The organism is Mesorhizobium sp. M1D.F.Ca.ET.231.01.1.1, assembly GCF_003999155.2.
Taxonomy (GTDB): Bacteria; Pseudomonadota; Alphaproteobacteria; order Rhizobiales; family Rhizobiaceae; genus Mesorhizobium.
Map to the genome: position 1 here is coordinate 383,866 of NZ_RZOZ02000004.1, position 26,310 is coordinate 410,175.

Here is a 26,310-nt window from a genome sequence, read left to right on the forward strand (position 1 = left end):
ATCAGCTGAAAATGCGGGACCTTGGGGCCGGATGCGACATTGAATCGCTTCAGTCGCCGGGAATCATAAAGGTTCTTGATTTATTGGAACGTTCCATCTATAGGCTACCGCGAAGGGAGACTTGCATGGACATCATCCTGCCGGCGGAGAATGGCGAGCGTGTCGGCTACCGGCTGGTCGGCCAACCGGCAGAGGCGATCATCGGCGCGGATTTCCCGCGCGTCGCCTATGCCGCCGCCCATGTCGTCGCCGACCCTTTCGCCATGACCGAACCCTGGTCTCAGGCTGCGGTCGACTGGGACAGGACCATGGCGTTCCGCCATCATCTGTGGCGGCTCGGTTTCCGCATCGCCGAGGCGATGGACACCTCGCAGCGCGGCATGGGTTTCGACTGGGCAAGCGCGAAGGAACTGATCCGCCGCTCGATCGCCGAGGCGCGCACGGTGAAGGGCGCCGATCTCGCTTCGGGCGCCGGCACCGACCATCTGCTGCCTGCGGCGGCGAAGACGCTGGACGACGTGATCCACGCCTATGAGGAGCAGTTCGCCTTCGTCGAAGGCGAGGGCGGCAAGGCGATCATGATGGCGAGCCGCGCGCTGGCGGCAGTGGCAAAAGGGCCTGACGACTATGCCAACGTTTACGACCGCATCCTGTCGCAGGCCTCCGGCAAGGTGGTCCTGCACTGGCTGGGCGACATGTTCGATCCGGCGTTGAAAGGCTACTGGGGCAGTGACGATTTCGATGCGGCGCTGGAGACGGTCGTCGCCATCATCGAGCGGCACGCCGGCAAGGTCGAGGGCATAAAGATATCGCTCCTCGACGCCGGCAAGGAAGTGTCGCTGCGCGATCGCCTGCCTGAAGGCGTGGTGATGTTCACGGGTGACGATTTCAACTATCCGGAGCTGATCGCCGGCGACGGCAAGCGGCATTCGCACGCTCTGCTCGGCATCTTCGACGCGATCGCACCGGTTGCCAACGCCGCGCTGGTGAAGCTCGGCGAGGGCGACCGGGCCGGCTATGACGCGCTGATGGCGCCGACCGTGCCGCTGTCGCGCAAGATCTTCGAGGCGCCGACCGAATATTACAAGGCCGGCATCGTCTTCATGGCCTGGCTGAACGGCCACCAGGATCATTTCACCATGGTCGGCGGCATGCAGTCGGCACGCGGCATTTGCCACTACGCCGACATCTTTCGCCTCGCCGATCATGCTGGATTGCTGGCCAATCCCGACCTCGCCGTCGCCAGGATGAGAGCCCTCTGCGCCGTCTCAGGCGTCTGAGCCAGATCGGCCTCCAAAGGCTAAGTCTTCTCCCGCATGGGGATTTGCCTTCTGCCGGCAAATCTGCAATCGCTTGCCGGATTCATGCGGGTGGGCGGGACAATGACGGACAAAGTTGCTCTGGCAGACAAAGTCGCCCTTATTACCGGCGTGACCGGACAGGACGGCGCCTATCTGGCTCAGCTGCTGCTCGACAAGGGCTACGTCGTCCATGGCGTCAAACGCCGCTCCTCCTCGTTCAACACCGAGCGCGTCGACGATATCTATGTCGACCCGCATGAGGCGGGCGCACGGTTCTTCCTGCATTACGGCGACCTGACCGACGCGACCAACCTGATCCGCCTCGTCCAGGAGACACAGCCCGGCGAAATCTACAATCTCGGCGCCCAGAGCCATGTCCAGGTGAGTTTCGAGACCCCCGAATATACGGCCAATGCCGACGCGTTAGGCACGCTGAGGCTGCTCGAAGCGATCCGCATCCTCAGGCTCGAGAAATCGGTGCGCTTCTACCAGGCTTCGACGTCGGAGCTTTACGGCAAGGTGGCGGAAACGCCGCAGCATGAGAACACGCCGTTCCGGCCTCGCTCGCCTTACGCGGCAGCCAAGCTCTATGCCTACTGGATCACGGTGAACTATCGCCAGGCCTATGGCCTGTTCGCCGCCAACGGCATCCTGTTCAACCATGAAAGCCCGACACGCGGCGAAACCTTCGTCACCCGCAAGATCACGCGCGCCGTGGCCGCGATCCACCACGGGCTGCAGGACGCGCTCTATCTCGGCAATCTCGATGCCCGGCGCGATTGGGGCCACGCGCGCGACTATGTCGAGGGGATGTGGCGCATCCTGCAGCAGGACGCGCCGGACGATTTCGTGCTCGCGACCGGCGAGGCGCATTCGGTGCGCGAGTTCGTCGAGCTGGCCTTCGCCGAAACCGGGCGGACCATCCGCTGGCAGGGCGAGGGGGCCGACGAGGTCGGCATCGATGACGCTTCGGGCAGCGTGCTGGTGCGCGTCGATCCGCGCTATTTCCGGCCGACCGAGGTGGACGCGCTGGTCGGCGATGCCTCCAAGGCGAGAAACCGGCTGGGTTGGTCGCCCACGGTGACCTTCAGGGATCTGGTGGCCGAGATGGTGAAGGCCGACCTGGCGCGTGCCGCCGGGGGCACCTGGCGCAACGGCCATTCGACGTAGAGCAGTTCACAATGGACAAGACCTTCGACCTCAAGGGCAAGCGGGTATTCGTTGCCGGTCATCGCGGCATGGTCGGCTCGGCGCTGGTGCGCCGGCTGGCGCGCGAGGATTGCGAGGTGCTGACGGTCGCGCGCGGCGAGCTCGACCTTCTCGACCAGGCCGGGGTGCGGCGCTGGATGGGCGAGCACCGGCCAGACGCCATGGTGATGGCGGCCGCCAAGGTCGGCGGCATCCTGGCCAATGACAGCCTGCCGGTCGACTTCCTCTACGAAAACCTCGTCGTTGAAACAAACGTCATCGAAGCGGCGTTCCGCAGCGAGGTGCGGAAGCTGCTGTTCCTCGGCTCATCCTGCATCTATCCGAAACTGGCGCCGCAGCCGATTCCGGAAGATGCGCTGCTGACGGGTCCGCTGGAACCGACCAATGAATGGTACGCGGTCGCCAAGATCGCCGGCATCAAGCTTTGCCAGGCTTATCGTCGTCAGCATGGCGTCGACTATATCTCGGCGATGCCGACCAACCTCTACGGTCCGGGCGACAATTTCGACCCTGCAAGCAGCCATGTCGTGCCGGCGTTGCTGCGCAAGGCGCATGAGGCAAAGCGCGCCGGCGGCAGGACAATCGCCGTTTGGGGTTCGGGCCGGCCGATGCGCGAGTTCCTGCATGTGGACGATGCCGCCGACGCGCTGGTCTGGCTGCTGAAACACTATTCCGGCGACGGCCATGTCAATGTCGGCTCCGGCGAGGATGTCACCATTGCGGAGCTTGCCCGCACCATCGTCTCGGTCGTCGGCGCGGATGCCGAGATCACATTCGATCCGACCAAGCCGGACGGCGCGCCGCGCAAGCTGATGGATGTGTCGCGGCTGTTCGCAACCGGCTGGCGGCCGCGATATTCGCTTCGCGAGGGGCTGGAACAGACCTATCAATGGTTCCTCGAGCATGTCGGGAAAGGCGATGTCCGTCTCGGCGCCTGATCCCCTTTCGACGCTGATCGCCGCCACCCGGAACGACGGTCTGGGCGGCCGCCTGCTGGCGATGGCGAATGCCAAGACGCTGGCCGACACGTTCGGCCATCGCTTCGGCTTCACCTGGAACCGGAAGGTCGTCGCCGACAAGGCGTTCCATGTCGTCGATATCGCCGACAAGGTTTTCTCGCCCGATTTCATCGAAAGGCATTGGCTGGGCGAAAGGGTCAAGGCCTCCAAGTTCGGCATTCTCGACGCGGCCGCGCTCGGCGGGCGCAGCCTCGGCGAGGTCGCGCAAGAGAAGAAGCTGCGCGGCTGGATCTGCGACGATTTTCGCATCCTCAGTCATTTTCGCGGCGATCAGGCGCGGCTCGTCGGCCAGTCGGAGACGCTGCGCAGTTTCGATTTTTCGGCAGCGGTGAAGGGGGCCATCGATGCCGCTAATCAGAGCCGGTTCCTCCAGCCGATGGCGGCGCTTCACCTGCGCAGCGGCGACATCGTGCACGGCAAGCATCGCGCGACCCTGATCTTTGCGGGAAAGGTCATCCCCTCGACACTGGCCCCGGCGGTCATCTCGCGGCTTTCGTCGATGGGCATGGCGACGCTGCTGATCGGGCAGCACCGTCCGACGCTCGACTATCTCAAGGCTGAAACGGGCGCGGTGCTGACCAGCGATTTCGGCGCCGACGCGTTCGAGGACGAGACCCTGAAAGCCTTCTTCGAGATGGCGCTGATGGCGCGCTGCCGGCAGATCTATTCGGGAAGCAGCATCTACGCGGAGATAGCGTCGCTGATGGGCGATGTCCCGCTCATGCGCGCGGCTGCCTTGTTCGATGCGCCGCGCGCCGCCGAAATCATCCTAGATGAATTGAAGCATCGTCAGGCGGATTATCATCCGCGCGAAGCGGCCTTCGGCTATCAGGCGGCGTTCCTGGCGACGGAAGACAAGATCGCGCCGGGGCAAGCGCGCGAGGTCCTGAACAAGGCCCATGCGCTCGATCCGGAAAACGATGCCTATGCCCTGAAGATCGCCTCGGCCTGTTTTCGCGAGCGCGACTATGCTTCCGGCGAAGCTGTCCTGAAAGCCGTGATGATCCGGCAGTTTCGGGACCGTCCCAAAATCCCGCTGACGATCATGCGGCTGCTCGGCGACACGGTGTTCGGCAGATATCCGTTTGCCGGGGATTTCGAGGTCTTCCTTGCCGCGGCGGAGGCGGGCTATCCCTATGCCGCGGCATGTTCGGCCTGGATACTGCAGCAAGCGAGGGCGGATCAGAGGCAGGCGCTGGCTGTGGCGGACCGCGCCGTGAAGGCCGACCCGTCGGATAAAATCCTGAGGAAGGTCAAGCGGCGGATTTTGCAAGGCAGAAAGCCGAGCTCCGGCCTGGTCGCCAAGGCAAGATGGCGGATCGCCTGGCTGCGTGGTCTCGGCGCGGCATGATGGGGAGCGGCGCGATCAGGGAGCGGCGCGATCAGGGCCGGCGCCATATCCAGAATGGCGCGATCGCGCAATCCGGATGGAACATCAGCTTGGTTGCTTCCGCGTGCGCATCTTGAGGCGCCGTTTCTTCGACATTGTGCCGCGCCAGATCGTCCAGCAAGGGCCGGTCACGCTCCGGGTCGAAGGCCTCGCCGGGAAGCGTGGCCAGGGTATCGGCATGTGCCGCCACCCAGCGCAGCGCCTTGACCAGTCCCTGGCCGTCCTTCGTCCGGTACGCCCAGAGATCGTCGCCGACCGAAGACAGGATCCGCGCCAGCGCCGTCCATCCCTGCAAGGCAAACATGGCGTAATGCCTCGGGCGGGTGCGCGACAGTTCCTCGGGTAGCGAGCCATCGGCCGCGAGCTGGTGCGCAATCCTTTCCCGGGCATGGAGCCCCGCCTTTGCCAGCGCCCCGCCGTCACCTTGGAATGCCGCAATGGCCGCGCGCTGCAGGTCGAAGAAGACACCGTGGTTGTTGAGCCGGTGGAATTCAAATCTCGCGGCCGGCGCGGTGTCCAACCATTCACAATATGAAGAAAGCCAGGCTCTGAAGGCCTGGCTGTCCCGCTCGTCCAGCGCTCCGCTTCGCTCGATCAGCCTGACCGCGTCGAGAAAGAAGTAGAGATCCGTGAGTTCAATGATGCCATATCCCGGGCCTTCATTGTTGTCGCGCCCGTATCGCACCTGCGCATAGCGCATGTTCGGATTCATTCTCGTCGCAGGGTCCACGAACCATGTACGGATGAGCAGTGCCGCATGGCTGGCGTAGCGCATGTCCTCAAGCACGGTCGTCGCCAAGGCGAGCACGGTGGTGTCGTCGAGAACCCGTTGCAGACGTGTTCGATCGTAGGCTTCGCCGGCAGCATCATACAATGCGGTGCCGGGGGCGTGTTCGCCGTCGCGCCGGATGAAGGGAAGGCCATCCGGCTTTCGCGGATCCGGCCACCAATATGGGGCCGGCTGAAAGTAATCGTGCGGATCGCCGCTTGGGGCGCGGCCGGTCTTGTCCATGACGCTGAACGGACCGCGCAGGAGCGCTTGTTCCGCGCAGGCGCGCAGCTCTTGCTGAGCATGCACGTTTTGCTCCCGGCGCGCGGCGACGAGCATGTCCTCGTCGTAGTAGGCCAGGCGTGCGGGATCGAGCTTGCCGGCGACCGCCGTGGCGTCGCAGCGGTCGAGCATGCCGACGATCGCCTCGTCGCGTTTGAACAGTCGTGCGCGGAAACCGGCCCGGCCGATTTCCAGATGCGAACGCCCTGAATCCAGGCGCGCAACCCAGCCCGCTTTCTGGAAAAGGCCGGCATCCGCCGCAAGGCGCGGGCGCGGGATGTCCCAGGCGTCGTCGCGAAACCGATCCCATAGTCCGGGAACGCCGAGCCGCCACAGCATTTCGATCTTCGGCCGGCGCCCGTAGCCGTATTCTTCGTCGAACAGCTCGGTCGTGTCGTTCCGAAAGATGATCTGCGGCTCTTCCTGTGCCGGCGGCGTCAAAGTCTCGTCGAGCAGAAGCGCATTGTCGACGATGCGCGCCATCGGCACGACGACGTAGCGAAAATGGGGGTTCTCCTCGATCGCCGCCCTGATCTGCTGGAAAGCCGGTGGCGTCAGATAGCAATTGCCGTCCCAGGGCATCAGCCATTTGGCACGCCCGCGGGCAATCTCCAGCGCCGTGTTGCGCGCCCCGTTGTTGTTCATCACATAGAGGTTCTTGCGGCGCCGGATATGCGTTTCGTAGCGCGACGCATTCTGTCCGCCCGGTCGATTGTCGGCGTTGGAGAACCTCGATTCGTTCGCCGCCAACCCGTCGGTGTTCCAGGCAACTTGCCGATAGGCGTCGAGATCGAAGGGGATCCTGTGAAAGCTTTGACCACGGCTTTCCAATAGGCCGATGATGCGCGCCTCCTCGCCAGGATCTGTTATCCGGTTGACGATCCAGACCTTCTCGCAGTCCGGGAAGTCGCATTCATTGTCCAGGATGAACAGGGCGTTGTCGTATGACTGGCCCTTTCGGTGCCGCGGCTCCAGATCGTTGCCGATGATCCGGACAAGCACGAAGCTGTCCTTCATCTTTGAAACCGGCAAGGCCTTGTAGCCGTCGCGCGCGGTTTTGATCCGATGCCTGACGACATATCGGTATTCGAGCTTGCGCTTGACCCAGCCCAGCGCGCCGCCGAGGCTCGACAATGGCGATCTGAAATGCTTCCTCGCCCGCTTGAGTTCGAGATATAAACGCCGCCATGCCGGCCGCCTGGCCGCGCCCGCCGTCATGCCCGCCCGCCCGCAAGCGCGCAGGACTGGCAGGCCGCCGTGAGCCTCCGCTTGCCGCCGTCCATTGCCCGACCCCCCGATCGACAAATATAGATTTGGTCCTAAAGCGCGTCGCGCTGAAACGGATTCAGCGCTTTAGGCCTTTGTTGTCATGATGTCGTTTTCGCAAAACCGCTCCACACTTTTGCGCGACAGGCATTAACCCTTAACAGCCCATGCGTCACGGCTCAATTCGCGATCGCCGGCAGCAGCTGCGCATTCGAAAAAGCTTCGAATATTTGTTTGAGGTCTCTTTGAACCATTCCGCGATGAGGCGCGACCAAGCGCTGCGTCAAGAAACGAGGTTCATCAAGGAGAGAACACCTCATGTTCAATGCTTCAAGAAATGTCCTTATCGCGGCAATGGCGGTTTCGGTCCTGGCCGGCTGCAAGACGGCGACCACGAGGGACTGCGACAATCTCAAGCCGAAGGTCACCTATCACGGCAAGTGCTGCGGTATCGGCGCGCCCTGCCACGAAGGCAAGGGCGGCGGCGGCAATCCCGGTCATTCGCCCGATCCGACCCCGCAATGACTTGATGAGGGAGTAGGGCAGTAAGGGAGTAGGGCAGTAGGGCAGTAGGGGAATTCGGGTACGCAGCGGCTAGGCCCTACTGCCGACTGCCTTATTGCCCTACGTTCTTTGATTGGCTGGATGGTGGGCGTGACAAGGATTGAACTTGTGACCCCTGCAATGTCAATGCAGTGCTCTCCCGCTGAGCTACACGCCCATCCGAAGCCGCGCATACACCATTTTTGGTCCGGCGCGTCAATAGCAGGAATTGTGAAAAGAAGCTCCGTTTTGCCGCACCGGCGGACGCGTCGTCGCCCGTGCGAAAATATCTCAGGCCGCCTGAAGCATCTTCTCGACCTCGTTGACGAGGTCGCGCAGATGGAACGGCTTCGACAGCACCTTGGCGTCCTTGGGCGCCTTGGAATCCGGATTGAGCGCGACGGCCGCAAAACCGGTGATGAACATGACCTTGAGGTCGGGATCGATCTCGGTCGCGCGGCGCGCCAGCTCGATGCCGTCCATCTCCGGCATGACGATGTCGGTCAGAAGCAGCGAGAAAGGCTCCTCGCGCAGCCGCTCGTAGGCACTCGCGCCATTGTCGAAATCGCTTACCTGGTAGCCGGCCCGTTCCAGCGCCTTGACGAGGAACCGGCGCATATCGTCGTCGTCTTCCGCCAGCAGAATGCGTGCCATGTTGTCCCGTCCGAATCGCCCGCCCCGAGCCTGCCGCCGGGCAAGGCCGTTAACCATCCTGTATATGAGGAGGAGACGGTAAACATCAAGTGAACGTCAGCCTGATGCCCAACCCCTCGCCCGGCCGTTTCACGAGGGCTGAAATGCTGGACATGCCGGGCGCAAGATGGCAGTTTTGCATCATGATGCAGTGCTTCATCCTGGTTCGTTCAAATTGAAGACGGCAGCCGAGGATTTTTCGGTCGTACCACCCTTCGAAATCCGATCGGGCGCTGAGCAACGCGTCCCTTTCCTGTTCAATTCGCCGCATAGCGGTCGCCACTATCCCGAGCGCTTCCTGGCCATGGCGCGGCTCGACCGCAACGCCATACGCCGGTCGGAGGATTGCTATGTCGACGAGCTGTTCGGCGGCGCCGTCGCGCTCGGCGCGCCGATGCTGGCGGCGAATTTCCCGCGCGCCTATCTCGACGTCAACCGCGAGCCGTGGGAGCTCGATCCGCGCATGTTCGCGGAGCCGGTGCCGTCCTTCTGCAACATCCGCTCGGCCCGAGTCGCGGGCGGGCTCGGCACGGTGCCGAAGCTGGTGGGAGAGGGGCTCGACATCTATCCCGGGCGCCTGCCGCTTTCCGAAGCCGTGGGACGCATAGAGGCCGTCTACAAGCCGTATCACGAGACGCTGAAGCGGCTCTTGACCAGGACCCATGCCAGGTTCGGCTATGCCGTGCTGATCGACTGCCATTCGATGCCGGCCAGCATCCGCGTCGGCGACAGCGGCACGCGGCCGGATTTCATCATCGGCGACCGCTTCGGCATTTCCGCGACCGCGGCCTTGACCGAGACGGCGATCGGCCTGCTGACTGGCATGGGTTACGCGGTCGCGCACAACAAGCCTTATGCCGGCGGCTTCATCACCGAGCATTACGGGCGCCCGGCGCGCCACCTCCACGCGCTGCAGATCGAGGTCAATCGCGGGCTCTACATGAACGAGCGGACGTTCCAGAAGTCGGCCGGCTTCGACGCGCTAGCCGACAACCTTACGCGGTTTTCGGCGGAGCTGATGTCGATGCCCGACCATCATTTCGTCGACCTGCCGGTCGCCGCGGAATGACAGCCAAGCTGCGGTTCGCGGCTCAAAAAAAGACCGCATCGTTTTCACGACACGGTCGAAGTCTAGGGAGGAAACGCCCAAGGAGGGCATGGACAGGGTAAGCTGTCCGAGAACAAAACTATTGTGCGATGCACAAATGTCAATCGACTTCGGGGATTTTTAATTCAATATGATGTGGAAATTCCGCTTCGAAGCCCGAGGTGTGACTTTGAGGCAACAGGAACGGGGCGGCTGATCCGGCTTCACGCCCCGGCGCCGGCGGAAAACAGCGGCTGCCGATGGCTGCCGCAATGGGGAGAGTGGGTTTGGATATCAGCATCGATTTCATGCGGCGCATCGCGCGTGCCGCCGCAGCAGAAACCTTGCCGCGCTTCCGCAGCCAGGGCGCGGTCGCCAACAAGCAGGCGGAAAGCTTCGATCCGGTGACCGAGGCCGACCGCGAGGCCGAGCGGGCGATCCGGGCGCTGATAGCGGCGGAATACCCTGATCACGGCATCCTGGGCGAGGAGCATGGCAGCGAGAATATTTCGAGCCGGCATGTCTGGGTCATCGACCCGATCGACGGCACGCGCGCTTTCATTTCCGGCCTGCCGGTCTGGGGAACGCTGGTCGGGCTGACGGTCGACGGCGATGCCGTCGCCGGCCTGATGTCGCAACCCTTCACTGGCGAGTTGTTCTACGCCAATGCCTCCGGCTCGCACTACGAAGGTCCGGGCGGTCCGCGCAAACTCACGACCCGCAAGACGACGGAGCTTTCGCAGGCGACGTTGTTCACCACCACGCCGGCGCTGTTCAAGGGCGAGGCGCGCGAGCGCTACGACGCGTTCGAGAAGCAGGTGCAGCTCGCCCGCTACGGCACGGACTGCTACGCCTTCGCCATGGTGGCCGCGGGAAGCGTCGACATCGTCGCCGATCCCGGCTTGAAGCCCTACGACATCGTGGCGCTGATCCCGATCATTGAGAAGGCGGGCGGCGTCGTCACCACGTTCGACGGCGGGCCGGCGGAAAAGGGCGGCGACATACTGGCGGCGGCGACACCGGAATTGCACGCCGCGGCGATGGCGGCGCTGCGCGGCTGATTTCGCGGCATCCTGCCGTGATCAGGAAGGGTCGCCGGTTCCCGGAATGAACGCGTCGAAGGCCGCGAGCAGCTGCTCGCGGTAGAGGTCCTTCTCCTGAAGGATCTCGTGATGCGCGCCGTCGATCATCAACAGCGAGCCGACGCGCAGCCGCCGGGCATAGGATTCCACCGCCTTGGTCGACACGACCTGGTCGGCGCCGGCGGCGACGATCAGCATCGGCACCTGGATCCCTGCCATGAAATCGGGATCGCTGACCGCCTCCGCGGCTTCGGCGGCGGCCTTCAGCCAGCGGATGGTCGGACCACCGAGGCCCAGCCGCGGCCAGGCCCTGTAGATATCGGTGTTGCGCTGGTAGCGCTCGGGATCCGAGGTCACCTTGTTCACCTCGAAAGGCGTCGGCAATTTCGGTCGCGGCCCCAGGGCGGCATAGAGGCGGCCGAGGCCCAGCGCGCAGAACACCGAGCAGACGCGCCGTATGGTGCCTATCGAAACCGCCAAGTCGGGCACGGCCAGGAAGGGCGCGATCAGCACCATGCGCCGCACCCGGTTGACCATCGACGGCGAGGCTAGCAGCGCAATCACCGCTCCGGTCGAATGGGCAAGGATGTAGTAGGGGCCGCGGCAATCCGGCAGCACGATCTCCTCGAAGAACTGCTCGAGATCACGCGTGTAGTCCCGGAAGCTGCGGACATAGCCACGCTGCCGGTCGCGCAGCAGGCGGCTGGAATCGCCCTGGCCGCGCCAGTCAAGGACGGCGACGCCGAAGCCGCGGTCGGCGAGGTTGCGGATGGTCTCGAAATATTTTTCGATGCACTCGTTGCGGCCGGTAAGCAGCACCACCGTGCCCTGCAGCGGGCGGGCGACCGCGCCGAAGACGCCATAGCGGATCTTCTTGCCGTCGCGGGTGGTGAAAAAGCCGCCGCCGGCATTTTCGGGCTGCGGATTGCCCTCGGTGTGGTGGAAAAGGTCCGTCATTCGGCGCTACGTTGATTGTTCTTTGCCCGAACGGGCCAGGCGTTGCCATGGTGATAGACGGCCATGGGCCAAAAGCAAAGGCGTTGCGGGGATCTGCGCGACCTGCGGTGAACCGAAACGGGAAGGCCGGAAGTGCCTGCGGCGCACTTCCGGCCTCTGTCGATCCGGGAGGAAGGGACGTTGCACCCGGTTCGGCCTCGTCGCGGCGCGCTCTCGGGGAGGGGCCGCTTGTCTGTCATCTTGGCCAAAGCTTAGCGTCGCGTGGCTGAACGGATGCCGAAGCCTCGGTTCATCTGGCGTTCATCGGGCGGCAAGATCGAACGGAAGTTGATGGCGCGAAGTCCTTGAAATGGCCTTTTGCGCTTCCCAAATGGAGGTTGCGGCCGCCGATGTCGGGGCCGCTGGCTCACCCGGACCGCCTTTCGAGGGTTTCGCACCGGGCCATACGCAAACCATGTTGCTCAACAGGAGAACACATCATGCGTCACGTTGATTTTTCCCCGCTTTATCGTTCGACCGTCGGCTTCGACCGGCTGTTCACCATGCTCGACTCGCTCGGCCAGCCCGAGAGCGCGCAGACCTATCCGCCCTATAACATCGAGCGCACCGGCGAGAACGCCTACCGCATCTCGATGGCGGTTGCCGGCTTCTCGGAAGACGAGATCGCGATCGAGGCGCACCGCAACGTGCTGACCGTCAAGGGCGAGCGCAAGGAAGAGGGCAATGGCGAGGGTTCCGAGCTGCTCTATCGCGGCATCGCCTCGAGGGCCTTCGAGCGTCGCTTCCAGCTCGCCGACCACGTCGAGGTCGAGGGCGCCACGCTGAAGAACGGCCTCCTCTTCGTCGACCTCAAGCGCAACATCCCCGAGGAGCTCAAGCCGCGCAAGATCGCGATCAGCTCGTCTTCGGACAAGGCCAAGCAGATCGAGGCCAAGGCTGCCGCGTAACCCGCGGGCTCCATCTGGAAATACGTCTCCCTCCCGAGACGAAAGCGGCGCCGAAAGGCGCCGCTTTTTTGTCGGCTATTCGGCCAACAAGTGACCGAGACGGTCGACCTCTTCCGTCGTGGTCGCGAAGCTTGCGACGAAACGGTAGATCGCTTCGCCGTCGCCGAGATGGCCATCAAAACCCTGCGGCATGCCCCATTCGTAGAATTTGGCGCCGGCTGCTTGCAGCTTTTCAGCAATCGCGCGGTCGAGGATGGCGAACACTTCGTTGGCTTGCGGCAGCCAGGCGAGCCGGCCTGCCGGCGCATCCTCGATCGTTTCTGCCAAGTGAGCGGCCATCGCATTGGCATGGCGCGCCATCCTCAGCCACAAGTCGTCGGTGAAATAGGCTTCGAACTGAGCCGAGATGAAGCGCGCCTTGGAAAAGGTCTGCCCGGCGCGCTGGCGAAGAAGGCGCAGATCGCGGCCGACTTCCGGATTGAAGATCACCACCGCATCGGCCATCCAGCAGCCGTTCTTGGTGGCGCCGAAGGAGATGAGATCGACGCCGCTCTTCCAGGTCATCTCCGCCGGCGTGACGTCGGTCGCGGCAATCGCGTTGGCAAAGCGCGCGCCGTCCATATGCAGCGGCAGCTTATGCCTGCGGCTGACCTCGGCGATCGCCTTGACGTCGTCAACGGTGTAGAGCGTGCCGACCTCGGTCGCCTGGGTGATCGTCACAGACATCGGCTGGCCGGCGGGAGCGAGATCCTGCGAATAGCGTTTGATGACCTTGTCCAGAGCCTGGGGGTTCACGCGCCCCAACGGCCCCGGAACCGGCGCCATGCGCGCGCCGCCGGTGTAGAAACCCATCGCGCCGAATTCATCGACATTTATATGCGCTTCGGAGTGGCAAAACGCGATGCCGCCGATACGGTTCAACGCCGCCATCGACAGCGCGTTGGCCGCGGTGCCGGTGGCGACGAAGAACACCTGAACCTCGCGCTCGAAGATATCGCTGAAGCGGCGGTAGACGGCCCGGTCCAGGTCGCCGTCGCCATAGGCGGTCGCGATGCCGGCCGCGTGCCGGGAGAGGTTTACCGAAATGTCGGGATGGACGCCCGCCCAGTTGTCGGATGCAAAGAACATCGAGAGGTCCGTGTGTAATTGGCAAAAGCGGCGCGACTTGACTGCTTTGGCGTCCGATGCGCAAGGGCCAATCCTTGGCAAAGCGGTGAAGCCAGCCGGCGGCACACATGGCTGCGACCAAAGCTTACGTTTCCCAATCCTGTCACGAAATTTTGTGTCGCGGCGAGGCCGAGATTTTTGTGAATCGGTCTTGTGTAGGCCGCCAAATTCTGCCATACAAAATTTAGGACAGTAGTACTGTCTTATTTTGTCGCACAAAACAGGCTGGACTGGCGTATCATCGGTGCCATTCCGGCCATTGTCGCGAGCGGCGGGTAGACGGCTCCGCTCTGGCCTGTACGATACCGGATGCGAACCGGGCGTATGGCCGCATGGTTCGGCAAGAAATTCGCGAGACGTGCAGCAAGGATGAAGGGGAAGCATTCTCGCTTCCCAAGGCAAACCAGCGCCCCAAGCCAAAGCAGCGACAGGGTGCGGAACGGAGGACAGGACGATGACGGAACTGACGCCATCTGCGATCAACGGCCAGGCCGCGCAGACGAAAGCGGCAGCCGTCAAAACGCTGACCCGCACCGCCACCGGTCCGACCGCCCAGGGGCTCTACGATCCGCGCAACGAGCATGACGCCTGCGGCGTCGGCTTCATCGCCAACATGAAGGGCGCGAAGTCGCACCAGATCGTCGAGGACGGTCTGGCGATGCTGGAAAACCTCACCCATCGCGGCGCCGTCGGCGCCGACCCGCTGGTCGGCGACGGCGCCGGCGTGCTGGTGCAGATTCCGGACCGGTTCTTCCGCGAGGAAATGGCGGCCAAGGGCGTCGAGCTGCCGCCCGCCGGCCAGTACGGCGTCGGCCACTGGTTCATGCCGCAGGATACGGCGCTTCGAACCCATATCGAGGACATCATCGCCGAATCGGCGCAGTCCGAAGGACTGCCGCTGATCGGCTTCCGCGACGTGCCGGTCGACAACTCGTCGCTGTCTAAGGCGCCGGAGATCGTCGCGTCCGAGCCGTTCCATCGTCAGGTGTTCATCGGCCGCACGTCGGACATCACTGACGACGAGGAGTACGAGGCCAGGCTCTACCTGCTGCGCAAGGTGATCTCCGGCCGTATCTACGCCGAGAACGACAACAAGGACATCGGCGCCTATTGCGTGTCGCTGTCGGCGCGCACCATCGTCTACAAGGGCATGTTCCTGGCCTACCAGGTCGGGGCCTATTACAAGGATCTGAACGACCCGCGCTTCGAGACGGCACTGATCCTCGTCCACCAGCGCTTCTCGACCAACACCTTCCCGTCGTGGAAGCTGGCGCATCCCTATCGCATGGTCGCGCACAACGGCGAGATCAACACGGTGCGCGGCAACAACAACTGGATGGCGGCGCGCCAGGCCTCGGTCGATTCCGAGCTGTTCGGCAACAACATCTCGAAGCTCTGGCCGATCTCCTATGAAGGCCAGTCGGACACGGCGTGCTTCGACAACGCGCTCGAGTTCCTGTTCCAGGGCGGCTACAGCCTGACCCACGCCATGATGATGCTGATCCCGGAAGCATGGGCCGGCAACAAGCTCATGGATGCCGATCGCAAGGCTTTCTACGAATATCATGCCGCGTTGATGGAGCCGTGGGACGGCCCGGCGGCGGTCGTCTTCACCGACGGCCGCCAGATCGGCGCCACCCTCGACCGCAACGGCCTGCGGCCGGCGCGCTACATCGTCACCGACGACGACCGCGTCATCATGGCTTCGGAGGCCGGCGTGCTGCCGGTGCCGGAGGAAAAGATCGTGCAGAAGTGGCGGCTGCAACCCGGCCGCATGCTGTTGATCGATCTTGCCAAGGGCCGCATCATCTCCGACGAGGAGATCAAGTCGGAGATCGCGACCAGGCATCCCTACAAGACCTGGCTTGCCAACACGCAGCTCATCCTGGAAGACCTGAAGCCGGTCGAGCCGCGGGCACTGCGCAAGGACGTCAGCCTGCTCGATCGCCAGCAGGCCTTCGGCTATACCCAGGAAGACACCAAGCTCCTGATGGCGCCGATGGCCACCACCGGCCAGGAAGCGGTCGGCTCGATGGGCACCGACACGCCGATCTCGGCGATGTCGGACAAGTCGAAGCTGCTCTACACCTATTTCAAGCAGAACTTCGCCCAGGTCACCAACCCGCCGATCGACCCGATCCGCGAGGAGCTTGTAATGAGCCTGGTGTCCTTCATCGGGCCGCGGCCGAACATCTTCGACCTGATCGGCACCTCGCGCCGCAAGCGGCTCGAAGTGCGCCAACCGATCCTGACCAATGGCGATCTCGAGAAGATCCGCTCCATCGGCCACACCGAGGACCGTTTCGACACCAAGACGATCGACATCACCTACGGCTCGAATGAGAATGCGGCCGGCATGCAGGGCGCCATCGACCGGCTCTGCGAGCGGGCCGAGGCGGCGGTCGCCGGCGGCTACAACATCATCATCCTGTCCGACCGCCAGGTCGGGCCTGACCGTATCGCCATTCCCGTGCTTCTCGCCACCGCGGCGGTGCACCACCACCTGATCCGCAAGGGCCTGCGCACCGCGGTCGGGCTGGTCGTGGAATCCGGCGAGCCGCGCGAAGTGCATCACTTCTGCTGCCTCGCCGGCTACGGCGCCGAGGCGATCAATCCGTATCTCGCCTTCGACACGCTGCTCGACATGCACAAGCGCGGCGAGCTGCCGGAAGAGGTCGACGAATACGAGGTCGTCTCCCGCTACATCAAGTCGATCGGCAAGGGCATCCTCAAGGTGATGTCCAAGATGGGCATCTCGACCTACCAGTCCTATTGCGGCGCGCAGATCTTCGACGCCATCGGGCTCAAGTCGGATTTCGTCGAGAAGTATTTCACCGGCACCGCGACGCTGATCGAAGGCGTCGGGCTGGACGAGGTCGCGACCGAGACGCTCAGCCGCCACACCGACGCCTTCGGCAACGACCCGGTGCTGCGCAACAACCTCGAGGTCGGCGGCGAGTATATGTTCCGCATGCGCGGCGAGGCGCATATGTGGTCGCCCGACGCGGTCGCCACCTTGCAGCATGCCGTGCGCCAGGGCTCCTGGGACACGTTCAAGGACTATTCGGCGCAGATCGACAGCGCGACCGCGCGGGCGCAGACCATCCGTGGCCTGTTCAAGATCAGGCTTGCCGAGGAGACCGGCCGCAGCAAGGTCGCCCTCGACGACGTCATGCCGGCTGCCGAGATCGTCAAGCGCTTCTCGACCGGGGCGATGTCGTTCGGCTCGATCTCCAGGGAAGCGCACACCACCCTGGCGAAGGCGATGAACGCCATCGGCGGCAAGTCCAACACCGGCGAGGGCGGCGAAGAGGCCGACCGCTACCTGCCGCTGCCCGGCGGCGGCAAGAACCCGGAGCGCTCGGCGATCAAGCAGGTCGCCTCGGGCCGGTTCGGCGTCACGGCGGAATATCTGGTCAATTCCGACGTCATGCAGATCAAGGTGGCGCAGGGCGCCAAGCCCGGCGAGGGCGGCCAGCTGCCCGGCCACAAGGTCGACGCGACCATCGCCAAGGTCAGGCATTCGACACCCGGCGTCGGGCTGATCTCGCCGCCGCCGCATCACGACATCTATTCGATCGAGGATCTGGCGCAGCTGATCTACGATTTGAAGAACGTCAATCCGGCGGCCGACGTCTCGGTCAAGCTGGTGTCGGAGGTCGGCGTCGGCACGGTCGCGGCGGGCGTCGCAAAGGCGCGCGCCGACCACATCACCATCTCCGGTTATGACGGCGGCACCGGCGCTTCGCCGCTGACCTCGCTCAAGCATGCCGGCAGCCCGTGGGAGATGGGCCTTGCCGAAACGCATCAGACGCTGGTGCTCAACGGCTTGCGCTCCCGCGTGGCGCTGCAGGTCGACGGCGGCCTTCGCACGGGCCGCGACGTCATCATCGGCGCGCTGCTCGGCGCCGATGAGTTCGGCTTCTCGACCGCGCCGCTGATCGCGGCCGGCTGCATCATGATGCGCAAGTGCCACCTGAACACCTGCCCGGTGGGCGTGGCGACGCAGGACCCGGTGCTGCGCAAGCGCTTCAAGGGCACGCCGGAGCACGTCATCAACTTCTTCTTCTATGTCGCGGAAGAGGTGCGGGCGCTGCTTGCCGAAATGGGCTTCACCCATCTCGACCAGATCATCGGCGACACCGACCTTCTGGAAAAGCGCGACGTGATCCAGCATTGGAAGGCGCGCGGGCTCGACTTCTCGAAGATGTTCTTCAAGCCCGATGCGCCGCACGAGGCGCTGCACTGGACCGAGCGGCAGAAGCATCCGATCGACGACGTGCTCGACCGCAAGCTGATCGAGCAGGCGAAGCCGGCGCTGGAAGCCAAGCAGCCGGTGACCATCGCGCTGCCGATCCGCAACGTCGACCGCTCCGCCGGCGCGATGCTGTCGGGCGAAGTCGCCAAGCGCTTCAAGCACAAGGGGCTGCGCGAGGACACGATCAGCGTCAGGCTCACCGGCACGGCCGGGCAGTCCTTCGGCGCCTTCCTGGCGCGCGGCGTCTCGTTCGAGCTGGTCGGCGCCGGCAACGACTATGTCGGCAAGGGCCTGTCGGGCGGCCGCATCGTCATCCGCCCGCCGGAAGAGGCCAAGATCGTCGCTGCCGAATCGATCATCGTCGGCAACACCGTGCTCTACGGCGCGACCGAGGGCGAGGCCTATTTCGCCGGCGTCGCCGGCGAGCGCTTCGCGGTGCGCAACTCCGGCGTCGTTGCCGTCGTCGAGGGCGTCGGCGACCATGGCTGCGAGTACATGACCGGCGGCATCGTCGTCGTCATCGGCAAGACGGGGCGCAACTTCGCCGCCGGCATGTCGGGCGGCGTCGCCTATGTGCTGGACGAGAAGGGCGATTTCGCCGAACGCTGCAACATGGCGATGGTCGAGCTGGAGCCGGTGCCGGAAGAGGACGACCTGATGGAGAAGCTGCTCCATCACGGCGGCGACCTCGACCACAAGGGGCGTGTCGACGTCTCCGGCGACATGACCAGCCACGATGAGGAGCGGCTCTATCAGCTGATCTCGAACCATGTCCATTACACGGGCTCGGTGCGCGGCCGCGAGATCCTCGACAACTGGGCAAGCTTCCGGCCGAAATTCCGGAAAATCATGCCGGTCGAGTATCGCCGCGCGCTGATCGAGATGGAACGCATGCGCATGAGCGTGGCGGCGGAATAGGCTTCGGGCATGGCCGGGGAGAAAATGCTCCGGCCGGCATCCTCACCAACAATCCTGACCTCGGAACCAAGGTTGCCACGGCGGCCTTATGAGGTTAACGGGTGCGCCGACAAGCTAGGCTTTCGAGCGTGCCTTCGGACAGCAGGGACTGGACAATGGGCAAGGTAACAGGGTTTCTCGAAATCGACCGGCAGGTGCACAAGTACCAGCCAGCCTCGGACCGCATCCGGCATTTCCGCGAATTCACGCTGCCGATGTCGGACAAGGAGGTCGAGAAGCAGGCCGCGCGCTGCATGGATTGCGGCATCCCGTTCTGCCATGGGCCGACCGGCTGCCCGATCCACAACCAGATCCCGGACTGGAACGACCTCGTCTACAACGGCGACTGGGACAGCGCGATCCGCAACCTGCACTCGACCAACAATTTCCCGGAGTTCACCGGCCGCATCTGTCCGGCGCCCTGCGAGGAAGCCTGCACGCTGAACCTCGAGGACATTCCGGTCGCCATCAAGACGGTCGAGCAGGCGATCGCCGACAAGGCTTATGAGACCGGCCATATCCGGCCCTACCCGCCGGAGAGGAAGACCGGCAAGCGGGTCGCCGTCATCGGCTCCGGGCCGGCCGGCATGGCCGCCGCCCAGCAGCTTGGCCGCGCCGGCCATGACGTGCATGTCTATGAGCGCGAGAGCCGGCCCGGCGGGCTGATGCGCTACGGCATTCCCGACTTCAAGATCGAGAAGCATTACATCGACCGCCGCATCGAGCAGATGCAGGGCGAGGGCGTGAGCTTCCATTGCGGCGTCAATGTCGGCGTCGACAAGCCGGTTGCCGAGCTGCTCGCCGAATATGACGCGGTGCTCTATTGCGGCGGCTCGGAAACGCCACGCCCGGCCAACATCCCAGGCGACGATCTCAGCGGCGTCTACGATGCGATGCCCTATCTGGTGCAGCAGAACCGCCGCGTCGGCGGCGAGCCGATCCAGTCGGTGGCCTGGCCCTCGCATCCGATCATCGCCGGCGGCCAGCATGTGGTGGTGGTCGGCGGCGGCGACACCGCGTCCGACTGCATCGGCACCGCCTTCCGGCAGGGCGCGGTGCGCGTGACGCAGCTCGACATCCGTCCGCAGCCGCCGGAGAAGGAAGACAAGCTCGCCGTCTGGCCTTACTGGGCGACCAAGATGCGCACGTCTTCCTCGCAGGCCGAAGGGGCCGAGCGCGAATTCCAGGTGGCGACGCTCGAATTCATCGGCGAGGACGGCCAGCTGACCGGCGTCCGCTGCTGCGAAGTCGATGAGAAGCGCAAGCCGATCGCCGGCAGCGAATTCGTCATCCGTGCCGATCTCGCCTTCATCGCCATCGGCTTTGCCGGTCCGGCGCCCGACAGCGTGATGAAGGAACTCGACGGGCAGATAAAGGTCGTCACCGACAGCCGCCGCTCGCGGAATGTCGAGGCCAACGATCGCGACTACAAGACCAGTGTCGACAAGCTCTACACGGCGGGCGACGTGCGCCGCGGCCAGTCGCTGGTGGTGTGGGCGATCCGCGAGGGCCGCCAGGCGGCGCGCGCGATCGACGAGGCGCTGATGGGAACGACCGTACTGCCGCGCTGAGACCATTCGCAGGAGCGAATTCCGAAACGGTCTCCAAGCCGATGAGCTACTGGCCGATGAGCTACTGATTGACGCCGGTGGTCGTGTCAGGCGCGGCTGCTGCCGTCGTAGGCTGTGATTTCGGCGGCCAGGAGAAATCGTCGGCGCGGCCGGGCGAGGCGGTCGGCGCCTTGCCCTCGACGGTCAGCTTTTCACCCGGCAGGTTCGGATCGGCCTTGGCGGGCGGCGCGGCGCCCAGCAGTTCGGTGCCGCCGTCGAGCGCGGGGTCGCTGAGCAGCATCGGCGCGGTGCGATCGACGATGACAGGCGCCGCGGCGGGCTTCGGTGCCTCGACCGGAGCGCCGGCCGGCGCGGAAACCGTGGTGACGCTTCCGGGCGCCGCCAGTCCAAGGATCTTTGCTAGGGGCTTTTCGGTATAAAAGGCAAGCTTGCGCTTGCCGGCCTTGGTGACATTGATGCCGTCGTCGGAGCGCAGGCGCACCGGCTGACCGTTGATGTCGGGACCGGAGGCGACAAAGGCGCCGTTCTCGTCGACGAAGCCGTCCCAGACATCGACGAACTCGCCGCCGTGCGTCTGTGCGGCCGAATGATAGATGTCGTTGAAGGCCAGCATGTCCGAGTTCATCTTCGCCACCCCGAACGCCGGCATGCCGACCCACAGGAACGGCACCTTGGCATCCTGAATGGCCTTGCCCAGCGCATCGGTGCGGCGCTCGTATTCCTTGGTCCAGTTCTCGGAACGCGGCTGCTCGCGCACGTCGCTGACGCGCATCTGCTGGCGGTCGTTGGAGCCAAGCATGATCACCACGACGGACGGTTTCTCCGTGTCGATCAGCGACTTGATCTCGACCGGCCAGTTGTAGAAATCGTCGCGCACGAAGCCGGACGAGCCGTTGCTGCGTGAAACGATCCTGACTGCGGGATTGTCGGCAAAGGCGGTGTCGAGACCCTCGGCAAGCCCGCCCGCCAGGAAATCGCCGACCACCAGCACGACGCGGGCATCCGGCGTCTTCTCGACGATCGGCGTCTCCGGTTCGGCCGGCGGGCGCGGCTTGGATTTCTTCTTTGGTTTCGGCCGCGCTTTCTGGATTTCGGCCGGCGGCTCGATGCGCTCGCTGCGGCGCGGGAACAGGAGATCGCGCAGCGACCAGCCGCGGCTTTCCTCTTCCTGCGCGAAGGCCGGCGTATGGAAGCCGCTGGAGCCGGCGACGGCAAGCACGGCGATGGCCAGAACGAGGATCGGCAGACGGCGAACGATCAGCCAGATGCGCGCAACCGTAACCAATCAAGTCTCCATCCCTTGGCGCATGAGCCTGCAAAAAGCAGGGAAGTCATGCGCAAGCCGAAGCGCTACAGCATCCTTTCCGTCTTTGAAAGGATGCTTCACGCCATGGACGGCTCTATTGCTTCCGGAGCCATTTCAGCACTTCCAGGCTCGGATAGCCATCCTGGGTCAGGCCGACCTTCGCCTGGTAAGCCATGATGGCGGCCTTCGACCCTTCGCCGATCTTGCCGTCGAACTTGCCGTCATAATAGCCGTGCTCGGAAAGCCGCTTCTGCAATTCCTGCCGTTCCTCGAAGCTGAGCTTGGTGAAAGGCCGCTGCCAGTCCTGCACAAGGCCGATGCCGCCGGCGATCTCGTCGGCGAGCAGGCCGACGGCCAAAGCGTATTTGTCGGCGTTGTTGTAGGCCTTGATGACCGAAAAATTCCTGATCATCAGGAAGGCCGGTCCGCCCCTGCCGTCCGGCACCTTCAACGTCGCCTTGTCGCTCAGATTCCTGAACGGCTTGCCATTGGCCCTGGCGACGCCGAGCGCCTGCCATTGCGCCAGCGTCTTGGATCCGCCGGGCAGCTTGCCGGCCGGCAGCGTCACTTCGTAGCCCCAGGTCTTGCCGGCCTGCCAGCCGTTCTTCTTCAAAAGGTTCGCGGAGGTTGCCAGCGCATCGGGAATCGAATTCCAGATGTCGCGCCGGCCGTTGCCGTCCATGTCGACGGCGTAGCGCTGGTAGCTGGTCGGGATGAACTGCGTCTGGCCCATCGCGCCGGCCCAGGAGCCCATGAGATGGCTTTCGTCGATGTCGCCGGTCTGCAGGATCTTCAAGGCGGCGACCAACTGGGTGCGGGCATATTTCGACCGCTGCGGGTCGCCATAGGCAAGGGTTGCCAGCGAACGGATGACATTGCGCATGATGTCGTCGCGCTTGAGGGTTTCGCCATAATTCGATTCCATCGACCAGATGGCGAGAAGGATGTTGCGGTCGACGCCGAACCGTGCCTCGATGCGATCCAGCCACGGCTTCCATTTGCGCGCCATCGCCTGGCCGTTGGCAACCGACTGGTCATGCACGCGGTTGTCGAAATAGTCCCAGGCGGGAGCGGTGAATTCCGGCTGGGTGCGGGCCTTCTCCAGCACGACCGGGTCGGGCTCGATGCCCCTCATGGCCCGGTCGTAGACCGCGCCGGAAACGCCGCCCGCAACCGCGGTGGCGCGGAAGCCGGCGACCCACTGGCGGAACCCCGCATCGGCGAAAGCGGGTCCGGAAGGCATCAGCAAGGCGAGCGTGAGGCCGGCGGCCGTCACCAGTGCCGTCAGACGCCTTGCGGTGTTGCGAACGGACATCTTTTCCTCCTTCGTCAAATCAGGAAGGATCATTCAACGCCGAACCGGGTTAGTATTTAGTTTACCATAGGTGCCGCCGGGAACGAAAAGAGAGGTAGCGGCTTTTAGCCCTGCACGTTCAGCCGTTCGGTAGTTCAACATTCCGGCGTCAAAATGTTCGGAGGTATTGCGGAGCAGATCGCTGAGCGGATAATGGGCGCAAAACGGATGGGGTGGAGCATGAAGCGAGTTCGCAAGGCAGTTTTCCCGGTCGCCGGCCTCGGCACGCGGTTTCTTCCGGCCACCAAGGCCATTCCGAAGGAGATGCTGACCGTCGTCGACCGGCCGGTCATCCAATATGTGGTCGACGAGGCGCGCGACGCCGGCATCGAGCATTTCATCTTCGTGACCGGACGCAACAAGGCGGTCATCGAGGATCATTTCGACGTCCAGTTCGAGCTCTACGACACGCTGGCCCAGCGCGGCAAGGACGACCAACTCGCCGGCCTGCAGCGGCTGCAGCCGGCGCCGGGCCAGACCAGCTTCACCCGCCAGCAGGTGCCGATGGGGCTTGGCCATGCCGTGTGGTGCGCGCGCGAGCTGGTCGGCGACGAACCGTTCGCGCTGCTTTTGCCCGACATGATCATGCAGTCTGAGAAAAGCTGCATGAAGGACATGGTCGAGCTCTATGCCGAGACCGGCAACAACATCATCGCCGTGCAGGAATGCGATCCGGCCGAGGCGCACAAATACGGCATCGTCGGCCGTGGCGAGGACACCCATCACGGCTTCCGCATCACGGGCATGGTGGAGAAGCCGAAACCGGGCACGGCGCCGTCCAACCTCTTCATCAACGGGCGCTACATCCTGCAGCCGGAGATTTTCGGCATCCTCGAAAGGCAGGAGCGCGGCGCCGGCAACGAGATCCAGTTGACGGATGCGATGCTGAAGCTGGAAAAACAGCAGCCCTTCTATGGCTATCATTACATGGGGCGCACTTTCGATTGCGGCTCGCCGGAAGGCTTTGTCGAAGCCAATGTCGCCTTCGCGCTGTGGCGCAACGACATGAACGAGAGCATGGCCGGCGTTATCCGCACACTGCTGGATGAGGTGCGGCCGGCCGAACGGCGTGGGGTTCCAGGGTAGTCGCCGATGTTCAGGTGAGGCCGGCCGGCCCGCTTCGGCAGCATCGCCAAGAGCAATTCCAGGAAAAGTGTGAGCGATTTCCGTCCGGAATTGCGTAAGAACAAAGAGATAGGGCGTTTCGCCGTTTCCGTGAAACGGTGAAACGCACTAGCGCTGCACCTTCAGCCCGAGATAGACGCTGTTGGCGACATAGTCGCGACCGGGCAGGTTGCTGGTCAGCTTCTCCGTCCTCACCCGCGTGGTCAGCCCGGCGTAGCGGTTCAGCCACCAGGTCAGCCCGGCCTCGGCGCTCAGGATCAGATCGTGGCCGTCGGAGCCGGTATAATCGCGCCAATCGAGGCCAAGCGCCGAATTCGCCGTCAGGTTGGCGCGGATCTGCCGCTCGCCGGTGAGCCGGCCCGAGTAGAGGACATCGCCGCTCTCGTTTGCCGCGGTCGTGGCCTCGATCGTGGTCCTTCCGGTGAGCCCGACGATCGTGCCGCGCTCGGGCGACCATTTGAGATCGGCGTTGACGTATGGGCCGGCATTGGCCGGCAGGCGGTCGTCATCGATCGCTTCGCGCAGCCATCCGACGGAAAATTCGCCGGAAAGCTTGTCGCGCATGTCGAACTCGAGGCCGGCGCGCGCGCCGAGCCGCGTCGAGGAGCGCTCGAAGCCGTTGCTGTCGAGGCGCAGATCATAGACCCGCCGCCCGGCCTCCACCTCGGCGAAGGGCGTGATGGCCGGCGAGACCTGGTAGCCGGTGCGCAAGGTCGCGGAATAGAGCGTGGAGTCGCGATCCTTCTGCGACAGGACGGTGCCGTCCGAGAGCTCGGCGTCGCCGTAGAAATCATGCGTGACCGCGCCGGTCAGCGTGTAGCGCATCTTGCCGACGTCCTTCTCGACGCCGAGGCTGCCGTCCACGGTCTGGCGCAGCGGCTGCGAGGTGACGCCGGCGATGGCGTCCGGCGAGGAGGCCGATTCCGGCACGGCTTCGTAGCCGAGCTTGGCGATGGCGCGCAGCTCATTGTCGAGGTCGACATTGAGCCGGCCCTCGATCCGGCCCTGCGCATCGTTGATCTTCTGGCCCGACAGCGTGTTGCGGAAGATGCCGTAGCCGTTGATCAGTGCCGAATTCTCGCGCCAGTCCGAGGTGGCGGAAAAACGCAGCGCCGTTTCGGACAGGACCGCCGATGTGCCGCCGCTGCTGGCATCGGCGTTGGACGTCGCGGTAAAGCCTTGCTCCAGCGTCGGCCGGAAGACGAAAGTGCCGACCTTGATGCCAGGAGCGGCGAAGGGATCGTCTTCGGGCTTGATCTTCTGGCCCTCGATCGACCCAGTGCGCTCGGCACCGGGATCGAGCTTCTGCCGGTCGACGCTGTCGATCGTGACGGCGCGGCCGTTGGCAGTGTCTTCGTCAGAGGCCGCCGCGGCGTCTGCCTGATCGCCTGTGGCCGCGGTCCTGGCCGTGCTTTCGGTGGTCTGGCCAGGCTTCTTCCTGGCCTTTTTCTTGTCGGCCGTCTTGGCGTCGCTTTTCGCATTCGTGCCGGTTGCGGCGTCAGTTGCGCGCTGCCTGGCGGTCGAAGGCCGGCGCGGCTTGGCGGCGGTCTGATTGTCGGCGAAAGGGTCGGCGGTCGCTTCCGGCTGATCGAAGATGCTGTCGGTCGCTGCCTGGTCGTCGTCCGCGACAGCTCCAGGGCTCTCCGGCTGGTAGGGATTTGCGAGCGTCTCGTCCCCGGCCGCCTGGGTCGCCGGAACCGCCTGATCCGGCGATCCTTGCCGCAATTGCCTCGCCTTGCGCTGCTGGTCGGCCAGGATTGCCGATTCGGAGACTTCGCCGCGCAGGTCGGCTTCCTGCGCGAGCACCGGCGCCGGACGCAGCACGGCAAAAGTGCTAGCCGTCAGCAGAAGCGCTGCGACGGCAATGCCCTTCCGACCCGTTTTCGTATCTGGCTCGCCCCCGGACATCGTCACCACTGCTCGCGCGGCGCAGGCGCGCCATACTTACCGGACCGTAAATGCGGATGGTTAACGGAGGGTTGAAACGGGCCGGCCCGGCGGCGCGCGCCGCACGCGAAACGGGAATC

General features: G+C 64.3%; 19 protein-coding genes and 1 tRNA gene. 11 read left to right on the plus strand and 9 right to left on the minus strand.

From position 1 onward, the window contains the following. Positions 1–125: 125 nt before the first annotated feature. The 4 genes from EN874_RS14445 (at position 126) to EN874_RS14460 (ending at position 4,880) form a co-directional block, all read left to right on the plus strand. Positions 126–1,280 (plus strand): dihydrodipicolinate synthase family protein, encoded by a 1,155-nt coding sequence (locus EN874_RS14445; protein WP_127425332.1) that lies wholly within the window; start codon positions 126–128, stop codon positions 1,278–1,280. A gap of 102 nt (positions 1,281–1,382) precedes the next feature. Next, positions 1,383–2,471 carry a GDP-mannose 4,6-dehydratase gene (gene gmd, locus EN874_RS14450; protein WP_127425333.1) on the plus strand — a complete coding sequence of 363 codons (1,089 nt, stop codon included), beginning with the start codon at positions 1,383–1,385 and terminating at the stop codon, positions 2,469–2,471. Positions 2,472–2,482: 11 nt separating this feature from the next. Next, entirely contained in the window at positions 2,483–3,448 is a 966-nt protein-coding gene (locus tag EN874_RS14455; RefSeq protein WP_127425334.1) for a GDP-L-fucose synthase, read from the plus strand. Beyond that, entirely contained in the window at positions 3,429–4,880 is a 1,452-nt protein-coding gene (locus tag EN874_RS14460) for a hypothetical protein (RefSeq protein WP_245513561.1), read from the plus strand. Before EN874_RS14455 ends, EN874_RS14460 begins: the two co-directional genes overlap by 20 nt. Before the next feature lie 31 nt (positions 4,881–4,911). Here EN874_RS14460 and EN874_RS14465 read toward each other — a convergent pair whose 3' ends face one another. Then, on the minus strand, positions 4,912–7,188 hold the full coding sequence (locus EN874_RS14465) for an alginate lyase family protein (RefSeq protein ID WP_127425335.1): 2,277 nt from the start codon (positions 7,186–7,188) through the stop codon (positions 4,912–4,914). A gap of 366 nt (positions 7,189–7,554) precedes the next feature. Between EN874_RS14465 and EN874_RS14470 the strand changes: the two genes are divergently transcribed. Then, a complete protein-coding gene (locus EN874_RS14470; RefSeq protein WP_127425336.1) occupies positions 7,555–7,761 on the plus strand; it encodes a hypothetical protein in 207 nt (68 codons plus the stop codon). Between the two features lie 121 nt (positions 7,762–7,882). Here the strand turns inward: EN874_RS14470 and EN874_RS14475 are convergent. Further along, positions 7,883–7,957 (minus strand) — tRNA-Val (locus EN874_RS14475). 113 nt (positions 7,958–8,070) lie between these two features. After that, positions 8,071–8,433 (minus strand): response regulator, encoded by a 363-nt coding sequence (locus EN874_RS14480; protein WP_006199474.1) that lies wholly within the window; start codon positions 8,431–8,433, stop codon positions 8,071–8,073. A 166-nt stretch (positions 8,434–8,599) separates the two neighbouring features. Here EN874_RS14480 and EN874_RS14485 point away from each other — a divergent pair, with 166 nt between their 5' ends. Continuing rightward, positions 8,600–9,541 (plus strand): N-formylglutamate amidohydrolase, encoded by a 942-nt coding sequence (locus EN874_RS14485; RefSeq protein WP_127425337.1) that lies wholly within the window; start codon positions 8,600–8,602, stop codon positions 9,539–9,541. Positions 9,542–9,680: 139 nt separating this feature from the next. Here EN874_RS14485 and EN874_RS14490 read toward each other — a convergent pair whose 3' ends face one another. Beyond that, on the minus strand, positions 9,681–9,869 hold the full coding sequence (locus EN874_RS14490) for a hypothetical protein (protein ID WP_127425338.1): 189 nt from the start codon (positions 9,867–9,869) through the stop codon (positions 9,681–9,683). Here EN874_RS14490 and hisN point away from each other — a divergent pair. After that, a complete protein-coding gene (hisN, locus tag EN874_RS14495; RefSeq protein ID WP_127425339.1) occupies positions 9,847–10,620 on the plus strand; it encodes a histidinol-phosphatase in 774 nt (257 codons plus the stop codon). The two genes, EN874_RS14490 and hisN, sit on opposite strands and share 23 nt — an antisense overlap. Before the next feature lie 21 nt (positions 10,621–10,641). On the opposite strand, the gene EN874_RS14500 is transcribed toward hisN, so the two are convergent. Next, positions 10,642–11,598 (minus strand): alpha/beta hydrolase, encoded by a 957-nt coding sequence (locus EN874_RS14500; protein WP_127425340.1) that lies wholly within the window; start codon positions 11,596–11,598, stop codon positions 10,642–10,644. Positions 11,599–12,077: 479 nt separating this feature from the next. Here EN874_RS14500 and EN874_RS14505 point away from each other — a divergent pair, with 479 nt between their 5' ends. Continuing rightward, on the plus strand, positions 12,078–12,545 hold the full coding sequence (locus EN874_RS14505) for an Hsp20 family protein (protein ID WP_127425341.1): 468 nt from the start codon (positions 12,078–12,080) through the stop codon (positions 12,543–12,545). Positions 12,546–12,620: 75 nt separating this feature from the next. Here EN874_RS14505 and EN874_RS14510 read toward each other — a convergent pair whose 3' ends face one another. Continuing rightward, positions 12,621–13,673, minus strand: coding sequence for a low specificity L-threonine aldolase (locus tag EN874_RS14510; RefSeq protein WP_127425457.1), 1,053 nt, complete (start codon positions 13,671–13,673; stop codon positions 12,621–12,623). A gap of 493 nt (positions 13,674–14,166) precedes the next feature. On the opposite strand from EN874_RS14510, the gene gltB reads away from it, so the two are divergent. Further along, positions 14,167–18,888 carry a glutamate synthase large subunit gene (gene gltB, locus EN874_RS14515; protein ID WP_127425342.1) on the plus strand — a complete coding sequence of 1,574 codons (4,722 nt, stop codon included), beginning with the start codon at positions 14,167–14,169 and terminating at the stop codon, positions 18,886–18,888. Between the two features lie 155 nt (positions 18,889–19,043). Continuing rightward, positions 19,044–20,498, plus strand: a complete 1,455-nt coding sequence (locus EN874_RS14520; protein ID WP_127425343.1) for a glutamate synthase subunit beta — start codon at positions 19,044–19,046, stop codon at positions 20,496–20,498. 61 nt (positions 20,499–20,559) lie between these two features. Here the strand turns inward: EN874_RS14520 and EN874_RS14525 are convergent, their stop codons facing one another. Next, positions 20,560–21,783 carry a DUF459 domain-containing protein gene (locus EN874_RS14525; RefSeq protein ID WP_127425344.1) on the minus strand — a complete coding sequence of 408 codons (1,224 nt, stop codon included), beginning with the start codon at positions 21,781–21,783 and terminating at the stop codon, positions 20,560–20,562. Positions 21,784–21,898: 115 nt separating this feature from the next. After that, complete coding sequence (locus EN874_RS14530) at positions 21,899–23,119, minus strand: lytic murein transglycosylase (RefSeq protein WP_127425345.1); 1,221 nt, start codon at positions 23,117–23,119, stop codon at positions 21,899–21,901. Positions 23,120–23,338: 219 nt separating this feature from the next. Here EN874_RS14530 and galU point away from each other — a divergent pair, with 219 nt between their 5' ends. Continuing rightward, positions 23,339–24,244 (plus strand): UTP--glucose-1-phosphate uridylyltransferase GalU, encoded by a 906-nt coding sequence (gene galU / locus EN874_RS14535; protein WP_127425346.1) that lies wholly within the window; start codon positions 23,339–23,341, stop codon positions 24,242–24,244. A 147-nt stretch (positions 24,245–24,391) separates the two neighbouring features. Here the strand turns inward: galU and EN874_RS14540 are convergent, their stop codons facing one another. After that, a complete protein-coding gene (locus EN874_RS14540; RefSeq protein WP_127425347.1) occupies positions 24,392–26,191 on the minus strand; it encodes an outer membrane beta-barrel protein in 1,800 nt (599 codons plus the stop codon). Positions 26,192–26,310 lie beyond the last annotated feature (119 nt).

Coding starts and splice junctions, on each gene's coding strand:
- EN874_RS14445 (WP_127425332.1), top strand. CDS start 126: ATGGACATCATCCTGCCGGCGGAGAATGGCGAGCGTGTCGGCTACCGG.
- gmd (WP_127425333.1), top strand. CDS start 1,383: ATGACGGACAAAGTTGCTCTGGCAGACAAAGTCGCCCTTATTACCGGC.
- EN874_RS14455 (WP_127425334.1), top strand. CDS start 2,483: ATGGACAAGACCTTCGACCTCAAGGGCAAGCGGGTATTCGTTGCCGGT.
- EN874_RS14460 (WP_245513561.1), top strand. CDS start 3,429: ATGTCCGTCTCGGCGCCTGATCCCCTTTCGACGCTGATCGCCGCCACC.
- EN874_RS14465 (WP_127425335.1), bottom strand. CDS start 7,188: ATGACGGCGGGCGCGGCCAGGCGGCCGGCATGGCGGCGTTTATATCTC.
- EN874_RS14470 (WP_127425336.1), top strand. CDS start 7,555: ATGTTCAATGCTTCAAGAAATGTCCTTATCGCGGCAATGGCGGTTTCG.
- EN874_RS14480 (WP_006199474.1), bottom strand. CDS start 8,433: ATGGCACGCATTCTGCTGGCGGAAGACGACGACGATATGCGCCGGTTC.
- EN874_RS14485 (WP_127425337.1), top strand. CDS start 8,600: ATGGCAGTTTTGCATCATGATGCAGTGCTTCATCCTGGTTCGTTCAAA.
- EN874_RS14490 (WP_127425338.1), bottom strand. CDS start 9,869: ATGAAATCGATGCTGATATCCAAACCCACTCTCCCCATTGCGGCAGCC.
- EN874_RS14500 (WP_127425340.1), bottom strand. CDS start 11,598: ATGACGGACCTTTTCCACCACACCGAGGGCAATCCGCAGCCCGAAAAT.
- EN874_RS14505 (WP_127425341.1), top strand. CDS start 12,078: ATGCGTCACGTTGATTTTTCCCCGCTTTATCGTTCGACCGTCGGCTTC.
- EN874_RS14510 (WP_127425457.1), bottom strand. CDS start 13,673: ATGTTCTTTGCATCCGACAACTGGGCGGGCGTCCATCCCGACATTTCG.
- gltB (WP_127425342.1), top strand. CDS start 14,167: ATGACGGAACTGACGCCATCTGCGATCAACGGCCAGGCCGCGCAGACG.
- EN874_RS14520 (WP_127425343.1), top strand. CDS start 19,044: ATGGGCAAGGTAACAGGGTTTCTCGAAATCGACCGGCAGGTGCACAAG.
- EN874_RS14530 (WP_127425345.1), bottom strand. CDS start 23,119: ATGTCCGTTCGCAACACCGCAAGGCGTCTGACGGCACTGGTGACGGCC.
- galU (WP_127425346.1), top strand. CDS start 23,339: ATGAAGCGAGTTCGCAAGGCAGTTTTCCCGGTCGCCGGCCTCGGCACG.
- EN874_RS14540 (WP_127425347.1), bottom strand. CDS start 26,191: ATGTCCGGGGGCGAGCCAGATACGAAAACGGGTCGGAAGGGCATTGCC.